Here is a 17,657-nt window from a genome sequence, read left to right on the forward strand (position 1 = left end):
TATACTCGATGACTATAGAGAAAATGGTTTTAAGTAACACTGAGCAAGAATAAATAAAAGCCTAGCCTTCGGGGAGAAGTCTAGGCTTTACATTTATGTTTTGGATTTTTCTTAGGGAAAATTGAAATAACGTTTATCGTTAGTTTAACTAAGGATGCTGTTGGATCTCCTAGCAGCCAATCAACAATAAAGCCCTGAGGTTCATTTGGCCGAGATATCAATAGTCTTTATTGAATTGTCTCATCTTCTTGCTCATCGTATTTGTTAATATGAGCTGTGATGGCTTCTACCGCTTCATTCACATCAGTTGTGGCAGCAACCTCTTTTACTTCATCCTCAGTTTTGTCCAGAAAGTTTGCTTGATCGGCTTTGATTGCATCTAAGCTGTTACTCATAAAATCCCTCCATTATTAAGGTATGGTTGATTCTTCAAATCCAATATAGTTTTTGCTTTTGGACCTGAAATTATACCAAGATATGGACGTCAAAATCAGTGATTCATACTCTAATAAAAGCATTTCTACGAGATTCATTTACATAGTTCTAGCAATCGACGAGCTTTAATAAAAAATATTAAAGGATGCCAATGAATCATTCTTTTTGTTTTCGATTTTTCAACTGCCATCATTGGAAATTCTTCATCGTAGTCTAAACGTAATGGTGTTATGAACTCAAGTGAGTTTCCATCTGGATCATCAAAATAAATCACCGCATGTGCTTGTGGGTTATTTGGTAGTACAAGAGGTTGTTTTTCAGGGGGATTACAACAAACAAATATTACTACGCTAACCGACATCTTTTGGATGTTGAATGTAGGCAATTTATCAACTAACCTGTCATTTAGTTGAATTGTAACAAAGAGACCCACAGCAATGGGCTGAGGTCTGAGTTTATATATTTAAATGCGGGGCGAGTTTTATTATAGACTTGATTCTACAGAGGGGGCACGCCTTGTTATCTCCTATTTTGTGAATTAAGGCTTCACCGTACCTTCCGTCGGAACCGCTTGAAGCGTGAGCGGAACCGATTGGTTCCCGGCCGCATCCACTGCGGTTACCGTGATGTCATTCATACCCGAATGCAGCGGGATCGGCGCCGAGGTAAAGCTCAGATTGCCATTCACCTGCTCCTGGACTCCATTCACCCTTAACTCTGCCTTCTCGCTTAACGTACCGCTCAAGGTCCACGGTGATTTATCGATGTTATAGTGATTGCCTGTCTTCTTGCCAAACGGCTGAAGCGTAATCACCGGCGCAATCGAATCCTCGACTCTCTTCACATCTCCCGCCGTTAAGGATTGACCGGACGCCGATTGCGAGCCACTGCCCACGACTTTTACATAGACCCGTTTCTCAAAGTAGCCTGTGCTGTTAGCGCTCTTGAGCAAATTCAGCGGCCAGGAACCTCCCCAGCTGTACCCGTTGCGGCGCTCGGCCTCGATCTCCAGAATGTTATGCTTGATAATCCCGTCACGGCCGGAGAAGATCGGCAGGTTCGTTCCGACTTCATAGAAGCGATACCATGATGTGCTCGCCGGATCCGGTACGAAATATACATTGTTCTTATCTCCGGAGACGTACTTGATACCGGCTAATTTATTCGCATCGAACCAAGCCAATGCGCTTTCCGCCGCTTTTTTCACTTCCGGCGTCTGATTGGGAAGCGCTATCAAATACTTGACAATATCCACCGATTCCGAGCCCGAGATGGACGGATGCTCATATGCTCTGGCCCCCCTCGGCTCATAGGTCACCGGATCATGCTGTGCACACCATGCGGTCAGCACGCCGTTAACGGCAATCTGGGACTTGAGGATATAATCCAAGCCCCGGTCCAAGCTGTCCTGCAGCTTGACGGCAATGTCTTCCGTTTCGATATCGGTATTAAACGGATAATTCTTGTTCTTGGCCATAGTCAGAACGTTCATCACACGCATCATGGCATTGTCGTTGTATGTCACATAATCGGAATAATTCCCACGCACAGGATAGACCTGCGGCCAACCTCCGCTCGGATACTGCATCGTCAGAAGGAACTGGAACCCTTTATCTACAGCCGCCTTGTAACGAGGGTCACCGGTCTGCTTGTACATCAACGCGAGGAACAGAATTTCATTCGTTGTGGCATTATTGTCGATCGTTCCGATATCCTTTCCGTCTTTGGTTCGCCAGTCCGACTTTATCTCTTGGCCGTCCCAAGCCCGACCGTATTTGTCGCTGATACTGTATTTATACCAGCCTCCTTCCGCTGTCTGCCAGGTTAACAGGTTGTCCGCCTGCTGAATGTCTTTCGCTGCGTCTCCCGTATAATAGGCTGCCTTCTGAAAAGGAACGCTCTTCGGATTCTCCGTGATCGGCGGGGTGATCGTAGCATCCGGATTCATCGCCTGCTCCGTCTCGAGCAGGACCGTTGTCCGGCCGTCTGCATTTGTTTCCTCCGTCACCTTCTTAATGGTGAACGTCTTTGTCAGCTTAGGATTGAGGCTGTACCAATCGCCCAAGGCCGCATCGAGCTCCAGGTCGTCGGGATTGAAGGTGCTCAGTTTGCCGTTGAAGGTAACCTTCACCATGGTAGGTGTAACAGCCTCCGCCTTGACAATCTTAGGAGCTTCCGCACCGGTGGAATCGGCTCCTAAGGCCGCGGGACTGATAGAAAGCATCAGCATTCCTAATGAGCACACCGCCGGGAGCAGCATTCGCTTCTTCACTTTATTCATTAACATAGATGTATACCTCCTTGTAAGTGATGGGATGAGTTTTTCAAAAGCAAGCTTGTAATCCTTGGCGGAATGATGTAAGCGATTTCGCGAGGATCTGTTTATTTATTGTAATGGATAATCTGATCGAATTCTTGCTTCAAAATTGTCATTTTACCCCTTTTCTTTAATCTATTTGTCCAAAATAAGAGATAAGGTACAGTTTCATTATTTTGAACAGGCCCGGACAATGGCTTACTCCTCTAAATGCGGATTTCATTGAAAATATTCCAAGCGCTAATCCCGTACCATTAGAGAAAAGAAGGGCAAACTTGAATCCTCGCTTAGCTAAGGCTTAAAAAGCAAGAAAGACACTAGTCACAGTTGACTAGTGTCTTCCTTCATTATTAAGCCGTCCTACCTGCATCTGTAATGAAGCTATCGTTTTTCGTTAGCTTAACAGAACGTTCAGTTTTATACTCGTTCCAGAGGACGAAACGGTTCAGGAGACAGGACAATTTGGATTGAGTCCTCAACCCGTATTTCTCTTGTCAATTTGTGAACAAGGATTGCGAAGTCCTGTGATCTCAATAACTGCGGTTTCACCTATAAACAGCTTTGTTCCTGTCTCTCCTAATTCCCTTATTATTCTAATTCCTTTGATGCCTTATAAACATAAACAACGTAGTCTAGTCCCTCTCTTACAAGCAGCAATTCAGATTGCATTTCACCCTGTATCGTATATACTTTCGTTCCTACTGGTAATTTCGTAGACATATAATCGTCAAAGGCGTGCTTTGCGGTATACTTCTTCTTTATTTCACCTAATTCATGGTTGATTTTCAAGCTCATTTGTGTGTACTTTTCCTGATTCTCCGCGCGTATATAAAACCGCGATCCGTAAACACATATAATGTCAGCATCCTTGTTTTGATTCAATATCCCTTCCGAAGTTTTTGTTCTTTCCATTTGGCTTATCTTTTTTGCCCCTTCAACTTTAGGATCTTTATAACATCCAACTAAATTAATCAGCAAAAAACAACTTAAAATTATCTTTGTGATTCGTGGCATTACCCCATCCTCCGTTATTCGCTCTGATTAACATGAATCTTATCCTCTAAACCTTTAATCAATATGTAACGCATGTACATCAATAAAATGTTATTTACCTTAAAGGGCGTAGGAGTGTGTGCAAAATCATCTCTATGTTGGTTAGATATCGCTTTAGCGGAGAAGGCTAACCTCGATAAATAAATACAACTAATTATTTAGTCTTTCCACGCTTTTTTGCAACTAAGATAGCAGTAATGTTAGTTAATAATATAAAGCCAAAACAGATAGCATAAATAATGATTTGTATAACTTGACCCAATCCATCTGGTTCAGTTACCCACCACCAAACAGTACCTATAAGCAAACAAACAATATTAATAACTGTTGCGATTGAAATTATAGTGGAAAATTTTTGGTTATTATTTAGCTTGATACTGTAAAACAATGAAAATAACAATGAAAGCACTACAGGCAAGGCAAGCTTAAACATTAGTTTAATAACTCCCTTTTAGGTATCTTTTAAACAGATTATAAGGTGTTTGGGTTTATTTAAGTAGTGCTATCTTCTTCTAGTACCTGATTTAATAGCGCACTAAACTGCTGCACTATAGCTCAAGAGGCTGCCGATGATTGGCAACCTGTGTCGTTATGTTACCCTCGTTTACCGTTAATACAAACATCGGCAAGAGGTAAACTTAATCATCAGACTTTAAATAAATAATCAAGTAAATAAACGCTAAAATAATACACGGTAAATAAAAATAATGGGCAGAATCTTTAGATAACCCCCACCAGATATGGTCACCACTAGTTATTTGCGCGGTTAGACCGACAAAATATATTGCCAAGAGTATACAGGACACCATTATAAAAACACTGAATTTCCGCATTATCTCCCACCCTTTTCCAGATATTGTCCCCCTGATATAGACTCCCTAAGTATTAATTTTGTTGCAAGTGATCTGCCCGTTACAATGAAAAAGGAGCTGCATCCCTGCTAGCTCCTCCATTATCGTTCTTCATACAAATAGTATAACAGAAGAGTGTTGGCTGTGAGATTCAACAGCGGTTGGAACCCCACATCCATCACTCCCCACGCTCAGCCTTTTATAGAGCCAATCAATACGCCTTTTTCAAAGTATTTTTGTATAAAAGGATATAGGATTAAAATCGGCAGCGTAGATACGATGATAACACCATACTTGATTTGATCCGCATATCTTTGCGCATAGCCTCCCGCATCGCCGCCAACGCCTGCTCCACTCGCAAAAACCTGATTCGATAAAAGAATATCCCTTAAAATGATTTGCAGCGGCTGCAGCTCATTTTTTCTTATATAAATTAAAGCCGTGAAGAAATCATTCCAGTGTGCGACCAAGTAATAAAGGCCGATAACGGATATAAGCGCTTTGGACAAAGGCATAGCCACCTGTATAAAATACTTGAAATGAGAACAACCGTCCATAGCAGCTGCCTCGTGCAATTCCGATGGCAACGTTTCAAAAAACGTTCGCGCAATAATGAGATTGAACACATTAACGGAAAATGGCAAAATGAAAACCCACATCGTGTTTGTCAAATGCAGCCCTTTCATTAATAAGTAAGTTGGAATTAAGCCTCCGTTAAAAAATAGCGTAATGACGAAGATCAACATTAAAGCACGTCTAGCCATAAATTCTTTCCTTGATAGCACATAGGCTGCCGGTAAGGTGAACAGCAAATTTACAAAAGTTCCGAGAAATGTGTAGACAAGTGTATTACGATAACCGACCCAAATTCTAGCGTCTTTAAAAATTTCCTGGTATCCAAAAAAACTGATGCCTTTCGGTATAAATAAAACTTGACCGGTTGAAACAAGGGTAGAGTCACTAACAGATGCAATAATGATAAAATATAAAGGATATGCAATGAGTAGAAAGATCAAAACACATAGCACAAATAGAATAAGACGGAATATGATTTCATTGCCATTCTTGCTTAATAGACTCAAGTCCACTCCTCCCTTCGACATCCAATTACCATAGACTCATATTTGAAAATCTCTTCGAGATGGCGTTCACGGCAATCAAGAAAATAAAATTAATGACCGTATTGAACAAACCAATTGCCGACGAGTAACTGAATTGATTAGATACAATACCGATTTTATATACATAAGTGGCAATAACCTCGGAAACAGGGAGATTTAACGCATTTTGCATTAAAAAGATTTTTTCAAAGCCGGTACCGAGCACATTCCCCATGCTGAGAATAAACAAAATAATCATCGTAGGAACAATAGCTGGTATATCCACATAACGTATCGTTTGCCATCTGCTTGCCCCATCAATTTTGGCGGAATCATACAATTGCGGATCGACAGTGGAAAGCGCAGCTAAATAAATAATGCTGTTCCATCCGCAATGCTGCCAAATATCGGAAAGTACATAGATGGGCATGAATGTATTTGTAGAAGCCAGCAAATTAACATCGCCCATACCAATGGACTTCATCAGGTATCCAACAATGCCGGTTTCCGGCGATAACAAAACATTTAGCATCCCAACCAATACGATGGTCGAAATAAAGTGAGGTAAATACACAGTCGTTTGTAAGGTTTGCTTTGCTCTTTTTCTTCTGATCTGATTCAGTATCAATGCCAGAATAATAGGAGCGGGGAACCCGAATACAATCGACGCCAAACTTATGGTAAACGTATTTTTCATTAAATCGACAAACAAATAGCTGTTCATAAATTGTTTAAAGTAGTAGAGTCCGTGCCATGCTCCTCCTGTGAGCCCTTTGGAAAAATCATAGTCCCGGAAAGCAAGTTGAATGCCGTACATCGGTACATAATTAAAAAGTAATATAACAGCGATTGCAGGAAAAATCATAATCCACAATTGGTGGTCGCGTTTGAATGTGCTTACGACAGTCGGTTTTCTAGTTAATCGGATACTGACCGTATGTTTATCGATTTCGCTTATTTGAGAGCTCATCCAGGCATTCTCCCTTTTGGATAGATGCTATACCGTCCACAAAGATGGTATAGCATCTATCATCATGCTATATTATTTGTTCTTACTCATGAAGCTATCGTAGTATTTTTGCATAATATCGATATTTTGCTGCAATCCGGCTTTTTGGCATTCTTTCACATAAGCATCCCATTGGGATTCAATGCCGCCTTTGGTAACCCATTGCGCAAATTTGGGATTCGCCAAATTCATGAGATTCGTGTTGTTCAAGCTTAATGTGTTATTGTCCGCAGTCGAATATTTGATAAACAAGCCAGGGAATACATCCGACTTTGTACTCACATTCAGAGCGCTCTTTAGCGATTCGGATTGTGTAAGAACCTCGCTCATATCTTTGCCAAGACTCAATTTTAAAGAATCTGAAATATATATAGGTCCGTTATCTGCCATCGTAGATGTCCATTTCCATGTGCCAGGATCCATTTTGGAATCTGTCGGAGGCAATACGCTGTAACTGTCATCTCCATTATCTTTAATATTCGAACCTAGTGAGCCAAACAAGACCTGCATGCTGACTTTAGGGTCATACAACTGATTGATGAATTTCATAGCCGCATCTTTATTTTTCGTTTTCGCCGACATGACAACCATGTTGCTTCCAAAGTTTAGGGAGTTGTAGTCATAGCTCCAAGCTATTTTAGAGTTAGAGTCTGCTGACATCTTTAATGGAGACATGGATGTATATTGCGGAGCCAATTGGTCTCCGAATCTGTCCGAAGCGACCCAACCCCATGTGAATCCGACTTTCGCCGTATCTCCCGTACCGCGGGCAATTGACTGGTATTTCGTGTAATCGTGCGTAAATACTTCTGGGTTAATCAATTTGGCTGCGTAGCATTTATTCAAGAATACGACTAAATTTTTAAAACGTTCATCGATCAGGAAGTTTTTCACTTTCCCGTTTTCTACATAATAACCTTGGGGGCTTCCATCGGATAAAGTAATGCCTTCACTTCCCAAGAGAACAGCAGGATTGAAATATCCGCCGATACCTCCCGGCCAGTCCATGGGGATCTCATCATTCGGATCGCCGTTTGCATTAGCATCTTTTTCTTTAAATGCTACCAGCACATTATATAATTCATCCCATGTTGTTGGCATTTTTAATCCCAGATTGTCCAACCATTTTTTATTGATAAATTGTCTTGTAGCAGAAGCGGGCCAAAAGCGCTGGTATTTGGGCAACCCATAAATTTTTCCATCAGGCTGCATGGCGATGTCTTTGGTTTCGGGCTTAGCTTTGAACATCATTTGAACATTCGGAGCATCTTTATTGACCAAATCGGTCAAATCTTGGAACAGGCCTTGAAATTGCGCGAAATCGGCGTCTGTAATGACATTAGCACCAACAAATAAATCCGGAACATCACCGCTGGCAAGCATAGTACCCTTCTTCTGTCCCCAGTCTGCCGTAATTTCTTGCCACTTGATTTCAACGCCAGCTTCTTCTTCCACCTTTTTCAGCCATTCCATTTCTGCAAGCGGGTGTTTGACCATTATGTTTTCGTACCGCTTTTACCTGCATTTCCCGAACCCGTTTCGCTAGTTCCTTCGGTTTTGGAGCTGGATTCGCTGCAGCCTGCCATTACTACGGCAGAAACCATAAACAATGATAGTACAACTGCTAATTTTTTACGCATTGCCGTCATCACCCCTCAAAAGTATTGGTTATGCACAATCCTTGCCGATTCCACCTTAACTGTAATCTTCGTTCGAGGAGGCGTAAACGATCAGTTTTTGATGAATCCCCATTTTTTGAAACCGCTTAACAACGGTATTCCGAAAGCGCTTGCAGATGCGTCCTATAGACGGATTTCAAAAATTGCATATCTTCAAAAAATGCATCTTTACGAAAAAAAACGGCTACCACGCTCTCTACAACGGGTAGCTTACTTTCATTTTTTTGAATCCCGGTATTGGCCCGGCGTAATGCCGACCACTTTTTTGAAGGAGCGAATAAAACTCGACGTATTCGAATAGCCGACTTGCTGCGCGATCAATTCCAGCGTTTCATCTGAGCTTCGAAGTAATACAAGGGATTTTTGGATACGAAGCTGATCGATATATTCCTTGAAATTTTGTCCCATCGTTTTCTTGAAGTGATAGCTGAAGCCCGAAATCGACATGCTAAAATGATCGGCAATCAGCTGCAGCGAAAATTCAGGATACATGCCATTTCCTTCAATGAACGCAAGGATGTCATTCTGTGACGCTGTCCTGGAAGTTGGCTGTGAGCTGCGAATGAGATCGCAAAGCTTACAGCAGCTTTCACGCATAATATCGATCATCTGCTCGATCGTGTAACGATGAAGGTAAGAGACGCTGGTCAATTGCAGCAAGCTTTGGTCGCCCTGCCGGAAACGCTGCAATCCGTTGAATATGACGATGACCGTGTTCATATAAACAGCTCTGACCATATGCGGCGGCGTACCGTCGTGCCCGATATATGCGATGATGCGCTCCATAACCGATTCAACTGCGGAGACGTCGTTTTTTAAAATGAATAGCTCTAGTGATTGCAGTTGTTCTGCAAAATAGGAAACTGCGCTGGTTTGCTGGACTTCGATTTCGTCGAAAACAAGAACCGAGTATTGATTCCGGACCCGAAGATGCTCGGCAGCGCGAATGGACTGCAAATAAGAGAGGTGAGCCCCTTCCGGGGATTGTCCCGGTGTTCCAATTCCGATCAGTGTACGTATGCCGGTCCGTTCGAGCAGCTCCTGCTGAAGACCGCAAAGATACGCCTTCAATTGAAAGTTCTGATTGTGGGAACCAACAAAGACGATCTCTTGATTATAAATGCTATTGAAGAAGTAACCTTGAAGTCCTTCAGGCAAGCTGTTCTCCTCTATCCGGCAATATTCAGCAAACGCTTCGATGCCGCCTTCTTTTGTTTCGCAAGAAAGGACAGCAACCGCAATATGAGAATAGTTGAAGCAAACTCCGTACGGATCGGCCTCTTTTTGAAACGCATCCCATGTCGGGTAACGGTCGCATATCAGCTCGAACAACAGATTATCACGCATAACTGGTAGCGTACTTTTTACCCTCTCGTCTAGCCTGCTGTTGGCGGAAGAAAGTTGATCGAGCGCATACCGTATCGTATCGATTTCGTTCATTGTTCTCGGCTCTCTTAGCGTAAACAGGTTTTTAGCGAAATGGACCAAGCCTTTGATCGGATGATAATTTTTACGGATGGACACATAGATGACAATCACTTCGAGCAATAAAATCAAAATAAAAAGAACGACGGTGTTACGCTGGATCAATCGGATATCTTGCAACGTTTCAGACACAGCCATCAGAGTGACATATTTCCAGCCGTTTTTATCCGATACTTCGTGCGAAACGATAAAAGATTTGCCGTTGATCTGATAAATACCTGATCCGGACCGACGCTCACCCAAGCCGGACACCAAATCTTTGAATTCACTCGAATTACTGTATGAGGTTTCGTTTGAAGCGACCAAACGATTTCCCTTTGGGTCAAAAATAAAGAAATCACCAGTAAAAGCTTCGGTAACCGACTTCATCAGCCGGATAATCGTTTCCTCTTTCACCATGATGAGCACTGTACCGGGCGAGTTGAGTCCGCCTAACGGTAACGGCGATAAAAAAGTCAACATTCGCATCCGGTTATTGCCGGATACGATGACGTTTTCCGCCGGCCGAACCGTTGGTGAAGTCAAGTTGTTCAATTCCTCGAACATGGCTTTATGCGGCCAATTTTCGTAATAATATCCGACTCCTGGACTCTCGAAATCGTGAATACTGTAGGCACTTCCTGTCTTGGCAAACAGAAAACCGATGCTTTTAACATACAAGAAGGTGTTGTCGATGAATGCATCCGTCGCATTGTATTTCCGCATTTCGTTTGCAATGACGACTCTTTGATAATCGTCGTCCCCAGCCAAGTACAACTTGATCTCCTGGTTGTTCACTAGCTCCGACGGGAGGTTGTACACATAACGGGTGAAAATATCCATCGAGTTCATGAACTGTGCGGTGACATGAGCGTTCCAGTCCATTTCCTTTTGCTTCACAACTTCCGTTGAATTCGGGTAATAGTAGAATAGAATAACGATGACGGGAAACAGCAGCACTAATATATAGGAAATCAACAATTTGGCCAACAGGTTGAACCTGTTTTTTTTCATAAGTGTCCCCCTTCTGGAATAGGCCTCAAAATGCAGCATTCAAAGTAAGCGGTTACATGATGGGATAAACCAATGTTGAGGAAAACACCGACTTCCCATGGGCTTAGATATCCTTTGCTTTGAATTATAATAAAAAAAGGGAATATGTAAAGATAGAGAATTGAGCTATTCTTTCCGTTAGTTCAATGATTTGTGGTACGGTTCTCCGTATCACTCTAACGGTGAAATTTAACAGAACCTTATCAACTATATCGATCACCGGCAACCGGCTTTTCAATTCACCATTCCGTTACGAAGCGCTGCTACAACAACTTGCGTTCGATCTTCGCATTCAAACTTTTGCAGGATCCGGTGGACATGCGACTTTACGGTTCCCTCGGTAATGAACAGTTTTTGGCTATCTGGTCATTTTACGCAGTCCATAGGCCATTTCTTGCAGAATTTCCTGCTCCCGACCCGTCAAAGGCTTAAATAAATGCGATTCTTTCCCCTTTTCAGGAACAATGAGGCCGGAGGCGATCACTTTTTAAAGCGCATTTGCAGCCAGGCTTGTTTTATATACGTCTTGTGCGCCGTCTAAATCGTCTCGAAACGTATATCGAATGGAGGCTGAGGTTTCCATCCGGGAAAGCAATGCTTTCAAGGGGATGATCCCGGATTTCGATCGATCGTCGGCAAGGTCATACACGGAAGAGCGAATATCGTGAAGTCCTTGCCGGGCTTCGGCCAACATCCCATCGAGAGTCCCCTCCGCTTGAACCGGATCTTTATGGACCATATAGCGCAAGGCCTGAATCTGGATGAAGTTATAGTTTTAGAATTTGTTATTGTCCTCATACCCATCGATCCAAAAGCCATTAATTTTCTAAAATATCCTCTTCAGTTAATCGGCCCAATTTCATTTTAGCAAGGAGAACGAGTTCTTTAGGACCTGTGTACTCAAAGTCCTTATAGATCTCCTGATTCTTTTTATGGAATAAGTGGATTTGCTCAGAAGTTCGAAATATGGCAATGTCCCTTGTTTCCATTCCAAAAACGATTGATACAATGGCTCCAAGGGTTGTTCAGTTACCAATTTGTGATATTCATCAAGAAGTTCGCGTTCTTGCTGTCTTTTTTGTTTAGAATTAAACTTGCTCTCAACCTTGTTAATCTCCTTATTCAGTATTTACCTATCGTTTCCGTTAGTTGAATATCATCTGTCTGCTCACTTCTTTGTAGCGATAATTAATCCGGTTGACCAATTTAACTTAGTTATAACTAAATCTTCTCTGTTGTCTAAGTAACTGATCAAGTCTTCCACTTTTTTTACATGCTCTTCAGGCCAGGATGGGATCGGTAATAAATCATCAATGATATAAATCCCCCCCGACTTTAGTAAATCTAAAGTTTCATCTAGAAAATAAAACTTCCCAGGCCAAGTATCGGCAAAAATAAAATCAAACTTTTGATCTCCTAATTCTTTTATAAAATCTGCTCCATCCATTGTGAAAAATTGTACTCTTTTATCTGAGCTTAAATGTTTCTTGGCTATACTTTGGACAGCTTCATCAAGTTCAACAGTCAATACAGATGATACGCGATCCATACCATCTAATATCCAACTTGTCGAGATGCCCGCTCCAGTACCTAGTTCTAGTAACGCCGCATTTTTACACGAACCGGCTAGAGTCCTTAATAAAGAAGCCGTTTCTAAATCGCACGACATTTTAAACCCCATTGCTTCAGCATCAATTGCAATAATTTCACTTAATTCAGGCTTCCTAACGTTTTGTAGTAACATTTAATAACACCGCCTCGTGTGTATCATTTTTTATGACTAGTATAATTGTACTTCTTTATCAAACCAATGGTTTCCTCCTTACTTTTTGTGCATTGCATTACTGCCCCCTCTTGTTGTCTACTAAGCTCTCGTTTCTCGTTAGCGTTGCTAACCGACGCCCCACCACCTTGGCCTTTGAGGGTCTGCCTTAAAGCAATGCAAGTGTATTGCCTGATTCCTCATCCCTAAAAAATCTTCTTAGTTCCCGAAGTCGTCTCTATCAGGAACTCTAGATTCTTCATGTACTTGATCTATATAAAAGCCAGCTTTTGAAAGTTCAATCAGTATTGTGCTAACCTTTCGGATGACTAATAGCTTCTCTTCATAAAAGCAAATCCCATATGCTCCTAAATGCGGATGCCATTTTTCATTTTCGTTCAACACAAACACCCCACAGGATTTTATTCCACCCATCTATAATTTCTTCAGGTTTTTTCCATTATCCTGCACGTTAGTTTAATCGCACGAGCTACCTTCCGGTGTCCACATGTCCTTAAATAAACACCTAAGAATATTCGTTCGTTCACATAGTCTCCTCCTCCATCCTTAAAATAATAAGCGTTCACCCAAAAGAGTGAACGCATAACCACTCCATTGACGAATGTTCGGATATCCGTCCAAATGAGATACGATGTGCGTTGCGGCGCTAATATCCTCGATTACCTGTACCAGAGAGCTCACGAAACGGAAAAATTCGTACGCCAAACAATTCATTGCATGAATAAACCGGATCAACCTCTATATTTACAAGGGAATCCGGTTTTAGTAATCACAGCTAGATGAAGTTAAACTAACGTTCACCGTCCCTCGGTTTAACAATCAATAAATATCTTAGTTACTTGAATTTGAAAATAAAGTTTTAAACTGGAGCTGCTGATCCCACGCGTGGTTTTAGAATTACAAATCGGCACCTTCGTAAAATAAGTTTTAGACTAACCCCAATAAAAGAAACAGCGGCAGCCTTGGACGAGAAAAGTCCTAGACTACCGCTGTTTTATTGATTTATCGTTTCCCGTTTGCCGTCCATGCAGTTCTATTCTAGTGAATTAGTCAAAGAAATCACAGCCATCTTTGGACTAGATCTCAGCACCAACCTCTCTCTGGCCAATCATCCCCATAAATCGTTGGAAACATTGTTATCCCCTCCTTTTGATTATAGTGGCAATACGACATTCCCTATCCTTATAACAAGAAAAACTGAATAGAGCAAAGGTTCAATTCAGTCTATGTGGAATATTTTAACACAAAAGGGATGATCATGAAAACCCATCAATCAACACGCAAATCACTGTATATACCTCAAACCTTCCGCCTGAAGCAATTATGGCAGATAAAACGTTTGGAAGTTCTCTGATTCTCTTCTACTATTAATAAGTCGGAGGATAGTCAGATACGACTTGCTGAAAAATACCGTCTTGAAAGCCACCCACTATACGTGTCATATATAAATCTACCCAGTCTCTATTTACGTCTTGAAAGACGGTATTCGTACTGTATTCCCATTGAACCACGGTGCCATAGGAATTTGATTTAATTGGAGTAAAATCATACCAAGAATATTTATTTGGAGGTGCTGTAGGTGTGACTGTATTTTGATCGTTAGTTTGCATTGACCAACTCGCGCCAAGTGCATTTTGAAAGGCGTCTTTTATTTTTTGAGTTAATGTTAGATTTACTGTATACGTATAGTTTTTGCTAATAACATATATCGTTAAAATGAAAAAAGCCGCAACTGAGCGGCTTTTCTTATTGCTTTACTTGATAGTAGACAGAAGGCTTATATTTGCAAAACCAGTTTTCCGACCGTGTTCTTCTCTTCCAAAAGTGCAAGTGCTTCTGCGGCATTTTCCAGAGGATACACGCCTTGAATCTCCGCATGTATTTCTTTTCTTGCCAGCATACCTAACGCTTCTCGCGCCGCTTTCCCAGTCTCCACAGGATTACTGTCGCTGTATCCGCCTAATGTAAAACCTGCGAACTGTTTGTTGGAAAACCATATTTGATTATAAGAATGTATAACATCCTCTTCTCCGCTTGCGTTTCCAACTACAACCAATTTCCCTAACGGACGAAGCACCTCTAAGCTTTTTTTGCGCATATTCCCTCCGACAGGATCAAAGACGGCATGAACGCCTTTTTGTCCGGTTGCTCGTAGGGTTTGCTCCACAAAATCGGATCGGACAAATAATTCGTCGTATCCGAGGGATTCGGCCAGCTTTACTTTCTCGGCGCTTCCGACGGTTCCCAATACCTTGCCTGCTCCCAGACGTTTCGCCATTTGCCCCAGAAAACTGCCCAGCCCGCCAACCGCTGCATGAACGAGTATGCTGTCACCCGTTCTCATTCTATAAACATCTTTTATAGCCAGATAAGCGGTTGTCAGATTTACAATAGAGGCTGCCGCTGTCGCTAAGTCGAGGTCGGCTCCTAATTGATCTAACGGAACCGTCAGTTCTGGCCGTACATTCGCCATTGATGCAAAGCCGTTAAGATCATGCAGTGTCATCGAGGCAACGGGTTGACCAACGTAGAAGCCATCTACCCCTTCCCCGATGGCACGTACATATCCCGACACTTCCAAACCGGGAGTAAGCGGCATCGGAAAAGCGGAAATGAATTCGCCACGGCTAAGCAACACTTCGAAATAACCTACTCCAGCATAAGCAACGTCAATGGTCAGCATACCGGGGGCCGGTTGTAGATCTGGTTTCTCTCGCAACTGCAAATTTGCAGGTCCTCCTGGTCGATCAATTATGATAGCTTTCAATTTGTGTAACCTCCTTGATTGAGAATAAGTCTATTATATTCGACGACCAAGGAGGCAACCTGTTTGCAGTTATACAGGTATCCAGAGTAACAGGCTTATTTGCGAATATGTACTAATTTTTGCTCAGTGTCGGTACCTGCAATGGGAGTAAATACACAGCAGTGTAGGTTTTCATTGCCGTTAATATTAGAAAAGGTGTTCAATTGAAAGAATAATCGCCCTGCGACGAGATGATCAAACGTGTAATGTATGGCTTTCTTTAGGTGCACATCATGCAAACGCCATAACGTGAGAAACTCCTCGCTTTCCTCGCACATCCGCCGCACGAATTCTTCATACCAGAGATCGCCCGCCTTTTGGTCAAAATACATACGAAATACCCCTAACGTAAAATCAGCAAATTCCTTCCAATTCACCAATTGCTTGCGCAGGTTTGGATCGGTAAATATCAAATGTGTCATCACGCGTTTCTCAACGGGTATCGCATCGAAGTCCACAATGATTTCAGAAGCCATTCGATTGTAGGCCAACACTTCGGTTCGATTGTTTGCGATGATCGCCGGATAGTTCAATTGGTCGATAATGTTCTGAAGCTCTGGATCTATTTCCTTAGCGTTCGGGTAAGAGTCCCCGTCTCCGCCATAATTTGCCAAACGAAGCAAATGAAGATGTTCATCGGAAGTTAATTCCAAGGCTTTACTGATGCTCTCGATCACTTCTCTTGAGGCGGTGACGGCCCTGCCTTGTTCCAGCCAGGTATACCAGGTGATGCTGACTCCCGCAAGATGAGCAACCTCTTCTCTGCGTAATCCCGGCGTTCTTCTTGTTCCAAACCGACCGACAATGCTGACATGATCAGGCTTGATCCGTTCCCGACGGGATTTTAAAAAGTCTCCGAGTACCTTGATTTTTTGGTTTTCTGAAGACATTCCACAACCTCTTTCTTCGCGTTCAATTCAATTTATCAGCTTGAGCATTTTGAATTACTCCCACCTACAATCTCTACGTGTCAGTTTCAATTATACAGATATTAATAAAAAAACGACACCTCTGTCGTTTCGCTTGTTGATATGGTGGAGCGTGGGGGATTTGAACCGCCGACCCATTCACTGCCAGCGAAATATTCTCCCACTGAACTAACGCCCCCATTTTAGGGTTTTTATGAAATAGCTTGCCATTCGATGGTTCAATTAGGCAAAGCTACAATTCCAGGCTGTACTGGATCAGGTTTTTTCCAGAGTATCGTGTCCACCTCGTTTGTAAATACTTGGAAAACTCCAAAAAAATCCTTCAGTATTTGCTGAAGGATTGGACTGGCGGTTCTTGGTCTCCGGTTACGTGACTACAAAATATGAAATAAAGGCTTTTCCCTTATAAAATGAACGGGAAGGCCGGGGAACTGTTCCCGCAATCGTTCCGCCAATTCCTTCATGCCGGGCTCTTCGCTTTCCGCGTGACCCAATGCGATGAATGCCTTGTTCTTGCCTTGATGAACAGCGTCGCGAATATATTCCGGCGTTTCCCATTCCGGCCCTTCTCCGACGACAACCACGTCAAGATTGTAATCTTTCAGCAATGGGAGTGCCAAGGATGCCCCCCCTCTGTAGCCTGCCAATAGTCCAATGCGGGTGCAAGGCATCTCTATGTCCCCCACTACGCGCACGAATGGTATTTGAAGCTTTTCCTTCAAGTATTGCACCGTTCGTTCAAGGGTCATGCAAGGAATTTGCACAACTGTTGCGGCGGGCAGATGTTCTTCAACGTAGGGCGCCCAGCCCAGTGCATTTATTAACCCCATCATAATACCGTCCGTTTTGTAACGGTGAATATGATCGTGATAACGATAAATGGCGATTCCGGTACGATCAAGCAATTCACGCTTTTCGTTGATAACCGGATCATCCTGCGCCCCTTTCATATCCTCCTGGTGGCGGTAAAACGCCCCTTCGTGTGAAATGATCAAGTTGGCTCCTAAAGCCGCAGCCTGCTCGATCACAGCCTGCGTGGCCATAAAAACAACGACAATTCCCGTTACTTCCGTTTGGGCCGATCCGACTCTCAATGAATCCACAGTGGGCTCGTTTACTGGAGCCTGCTCTAACAATCGATCAATAATCTGTCCAATTGTAATCGTCATCCAAACCAT

14 protein-coding genes and 1 pseudogene are annotated in these 17,657 nt (G+C 42.6%); all 15 read right to left on the reverse strand.

Annotated features, from left to right (window positions below):
* Nucleotides 1–227 precede the first annotated feature (227 nt).
* The 15 genes and pseudogenes from QFZ81_RS16145 to QFZ81_RS16220 all read right to left on the reverse strand — a co-directional run bounded on the left by QFZ81_RS16145 (nucleotide 228) and on the right by QFZ81_RS16220 (nucleotide 17,648).
* Nucleotides 228–395, reverse strand: coding sequence for a hypothetical protein (locus tag QFZ81_RS16145; protein ID WP_307442691.1), 168 nt, complete (start codon nucleotides 393–395; stop codon nucleotides 228–230).
* Between the two features lie 134 nt (nucleotides 396–529).
* On the reverse strand, nucleotides 530–820 hold the full coding sequence (locus QFZ81_RS16150) for a hypothetical protein (protein WP_373462633.1): 291 nt from the start codon (nucleotides 818–820) through the stop codon (nucleotides 530–532).
* 153 nt (nucleotides 821–973) lie between these two features.
* On the reverse strand, nucleotides 974–2,722 hold the full coding sequence (gene pelA / locus QFZ81_RS16155; protein ID WP_307442689.1) for a pectate lyase: 1,749 nt from the start codon (nucleotides 2,720–2,722) through the stop codon (nucleotides 974–976).
* A 618-nt stretch (nucleotides 2,723–3,340) separates the two neighbouring features.
* Nucleotides 3,341–3,766 (reverse strand): hypothetical protein, encoded by a 426-nt coding sequence (locus QFZ81_RS16160; RefSeq protein ID WP_307442687.1) that lies wholly within the window; start codon nucleotides 3,764–3,766, stop codon nucleotides 3,341–3,343.
* Nucleotides 3,767–3,959: 193 nt separating this feature from the next.
* Nucleotides 3,960–4,238 (reverse strand): hypothetical protein, encoded by a 279-nt coding sequence (locus tag QFZ81_RS16165; protein WP_307603541.1) that lies wholly within the window; start codon nucleotides 4,236–4,238, stop codon nucleotides 3,960–3,962.
* A gap of 609 nt (nucleotides 4,239–4,847) precedes the next feature.
* On the reverse strand, nucleotides 4,848–5,738 hold the full coding sequence (locus QFZ81_RS16170; protein WP_373462632.1) for a carbohydrate ABC transporter permease: 891 nt from the start codon (nucleotides 5,736–5,738) through the stop codon (nucleotides 4,848–4,850).
* Nucleotides 5,739–5,763: 25 nt separating this feature from the next.
* Nucleotides 5,764–6,621 carry an ABC transporter permease gene (locus QFZ81_RS16175; RefSeq protein WP_307606924.1) on the reverse strand — a complete coding sequence of 286 codons (858 nt, stop codon included), beginning with the start codon at nucleotides 6,619–6,621 and terminating at the stop codon, nucleotides 5,764–5,766.
* Between the two features lie 177 nt (nucleotides 6,622–6,798).
* Nucleotides 6,799–8,405: pseudogene (locus QFZ81_RS16180) on the reverse strand (extracellular solute-binding protein).
* Between the two features lie 255 nt (nucleotides 8,406–8,660).
* Nucleotides 8,661–10,922 (reverse strand): AraC family transcriptional regulator, encoded by a 2,262-nt coding sequence (locus tag QFZ81_RS16190; protein ID WP_307603545.1) that lies wholly within the window; start codon nucleotides 10,920–10,922, stop codon nucleotides 8,661–8,663.
* A 273-nt stretch (nucleotides 10,923–11,195) separates the two neighbouring features.
* Nucleotides 11,196–11,312: a response regulator transcription factor gene (locus QFZ81_RS16195; RefSeq protein WP_307606926.1), complete on the reverse strand. Its 117-nt coding sequence runs from the start codon at nucleotides 11,310–11,312 to the stop codon at nucleotides 11,196–11,198.
* 136 nt (nucleotides 11,313–11,448) lie between these two features.
* Nucleotides 11,449–11,655 (reverse strand): hypothetical protein, encoded by a 207-nt coding sequence (locus tag QFZ81_RS16200; protein ID WP_307603547.1) that lies wholly within the window; start codon nucleotides 11,653–11,655, stop codon nucleotides 11,449–11,451.
* A 474-nt stretch (nucleotides 11,656–12,129) separates the two neighbouring features.
* On the reverse strand, nucleotides 12,130–12,705 hold the full coding sequence (locus tag QFZ81_RS16205) for an O-methyltransferase (RefSeq protein ID WP_307442678.1): 576 nt from the start codon (nucleotides 12,703–12,705) through the stop codon (nucleotides 12,130–12,132).
* 1,816 nt (nucleotides 12,706–14,521) lie between these two features.
* The gene (locus tag QFZ81_RS16210) at nucleotides 14,522–15,511 is read right to left on the reverse strand and encodes a quinone oxidoreductase family protein (RefSeq protein ID WP_307603549.1); all 990 of its coding nucleotides are present in this window, start codon (nucleotides 15,509–15,511) and stop codon (nucleotides 14,522–14,524) included.
* A 95-nt stretch (nucleotides 15,512–15,606) separates the two neighbouring features.
* The gene (locus QFZ81_RS16215; RefSeq protein WP_307442676.1) at nucleotides 15,607–16,440 is read right to left on the reverse strand and encodes a helix-turn-helix transcriptional regulator; all 834 of its coding nucleotides are present in this window, start codon (nucleotides 16,438–16,440) and stop codon (nucleotides 15,607–15,609) included.
* Nucleotides 16,441–16,853: 413 nt separating this feature from the next.
* A complete protein-coding gene (locus QFZ81_RS16220; protein WP_307442675.1) occupies nucleotides 16,854–17,648 on the reverse strand; it encodes a Nif3-like dinuclear metal center hexameric protein in 795 nt (264 codons plus the stop codon).
* Nucleotides 17,649–17,657 lie beyond the last annotated feature (9 nt).

The organism is Paenibacillus sp. V4I9 (assembly GCF_030817295.1).
Taxonomy (GTDB): Bacteria; Bacillota; Bacilli; order Paenibacillales; family NBRC-103111; genus Paenibacillus_E.

Bases quoted from the DNA above. Each gene is read 5' to 3' on its own strand.
- QFZ81_RS16160 (WP_307442687.1), bottom strand. From the start codon at position 3,766: ATGCCACGAATCACAAAGATAATTTTAAGTTGTTTTTTGCTGATTAAT.
- QFZ81_RS16205 (WP_307442678.1), bottom strand. From the start codon at position 12,705: ATGTTACTACAAAACGTTAGGAAGCCTGAATTAAGTGAAATTATTGCA.
- QFZ81_RS16200 (WP_307603547.1), bottom strand. From the start codon at position 11,655: ATGTTGGCCGAAGCCCGGCAAGGACTTCACGATATTCGCTCTTCCGTG.
- QFZ81_RS16220 (WP_307442675.1), bottom strand. From the start codon at position 17,648: ATGACGATTACAATTGGACAGATTATTGATCGATTGTTAGAGCAGGCT.
- QFZ81_RS16165 (WP_307603541.1), bottom strand. From the start codon at position 4,238: ATGTTTAAGCTTGCCTTGCCTGTAGTGCTTTCATTGTTATTTTCATTG.
- QFZ81_RS16215 (WP_307442676.1), bottom strand. From the start codon at position 16,440: ATGTCTTCAGAAAACCAAAAAATCAAGGTACTCGGAGACTTTTTAAAA.
- QFZ81_RS16175 (WP_307606924.1), bottom strand. From the start codon at position 6,621: ATGATTTTTCCTGCAATCGCTGTTATATTACTTTTTAATTATGTACCG.
- QFZ81_RS16190 (WP_307603545.1), bottom strand. From the start codon at position 10,922: ATGAAAAAAAACAGGTTCAACCTGTTGGCCAAATTGTTGATTTCCTAT.
- pelA (WP_307442689.1), bottom strand. From the start codon at position 2,722: ATGTTAATGAATAAAGTGAAGAAGCGAATGCTGCTCCCGGCGGTGTGC.
- QFZ81_RS16145 (WP_307442691.1), bottom strand. From the start codon at position 395: ATGAGTAACAGCTTAGATGCAATCAAAGCCGATCAAGCAAACTTTCTG.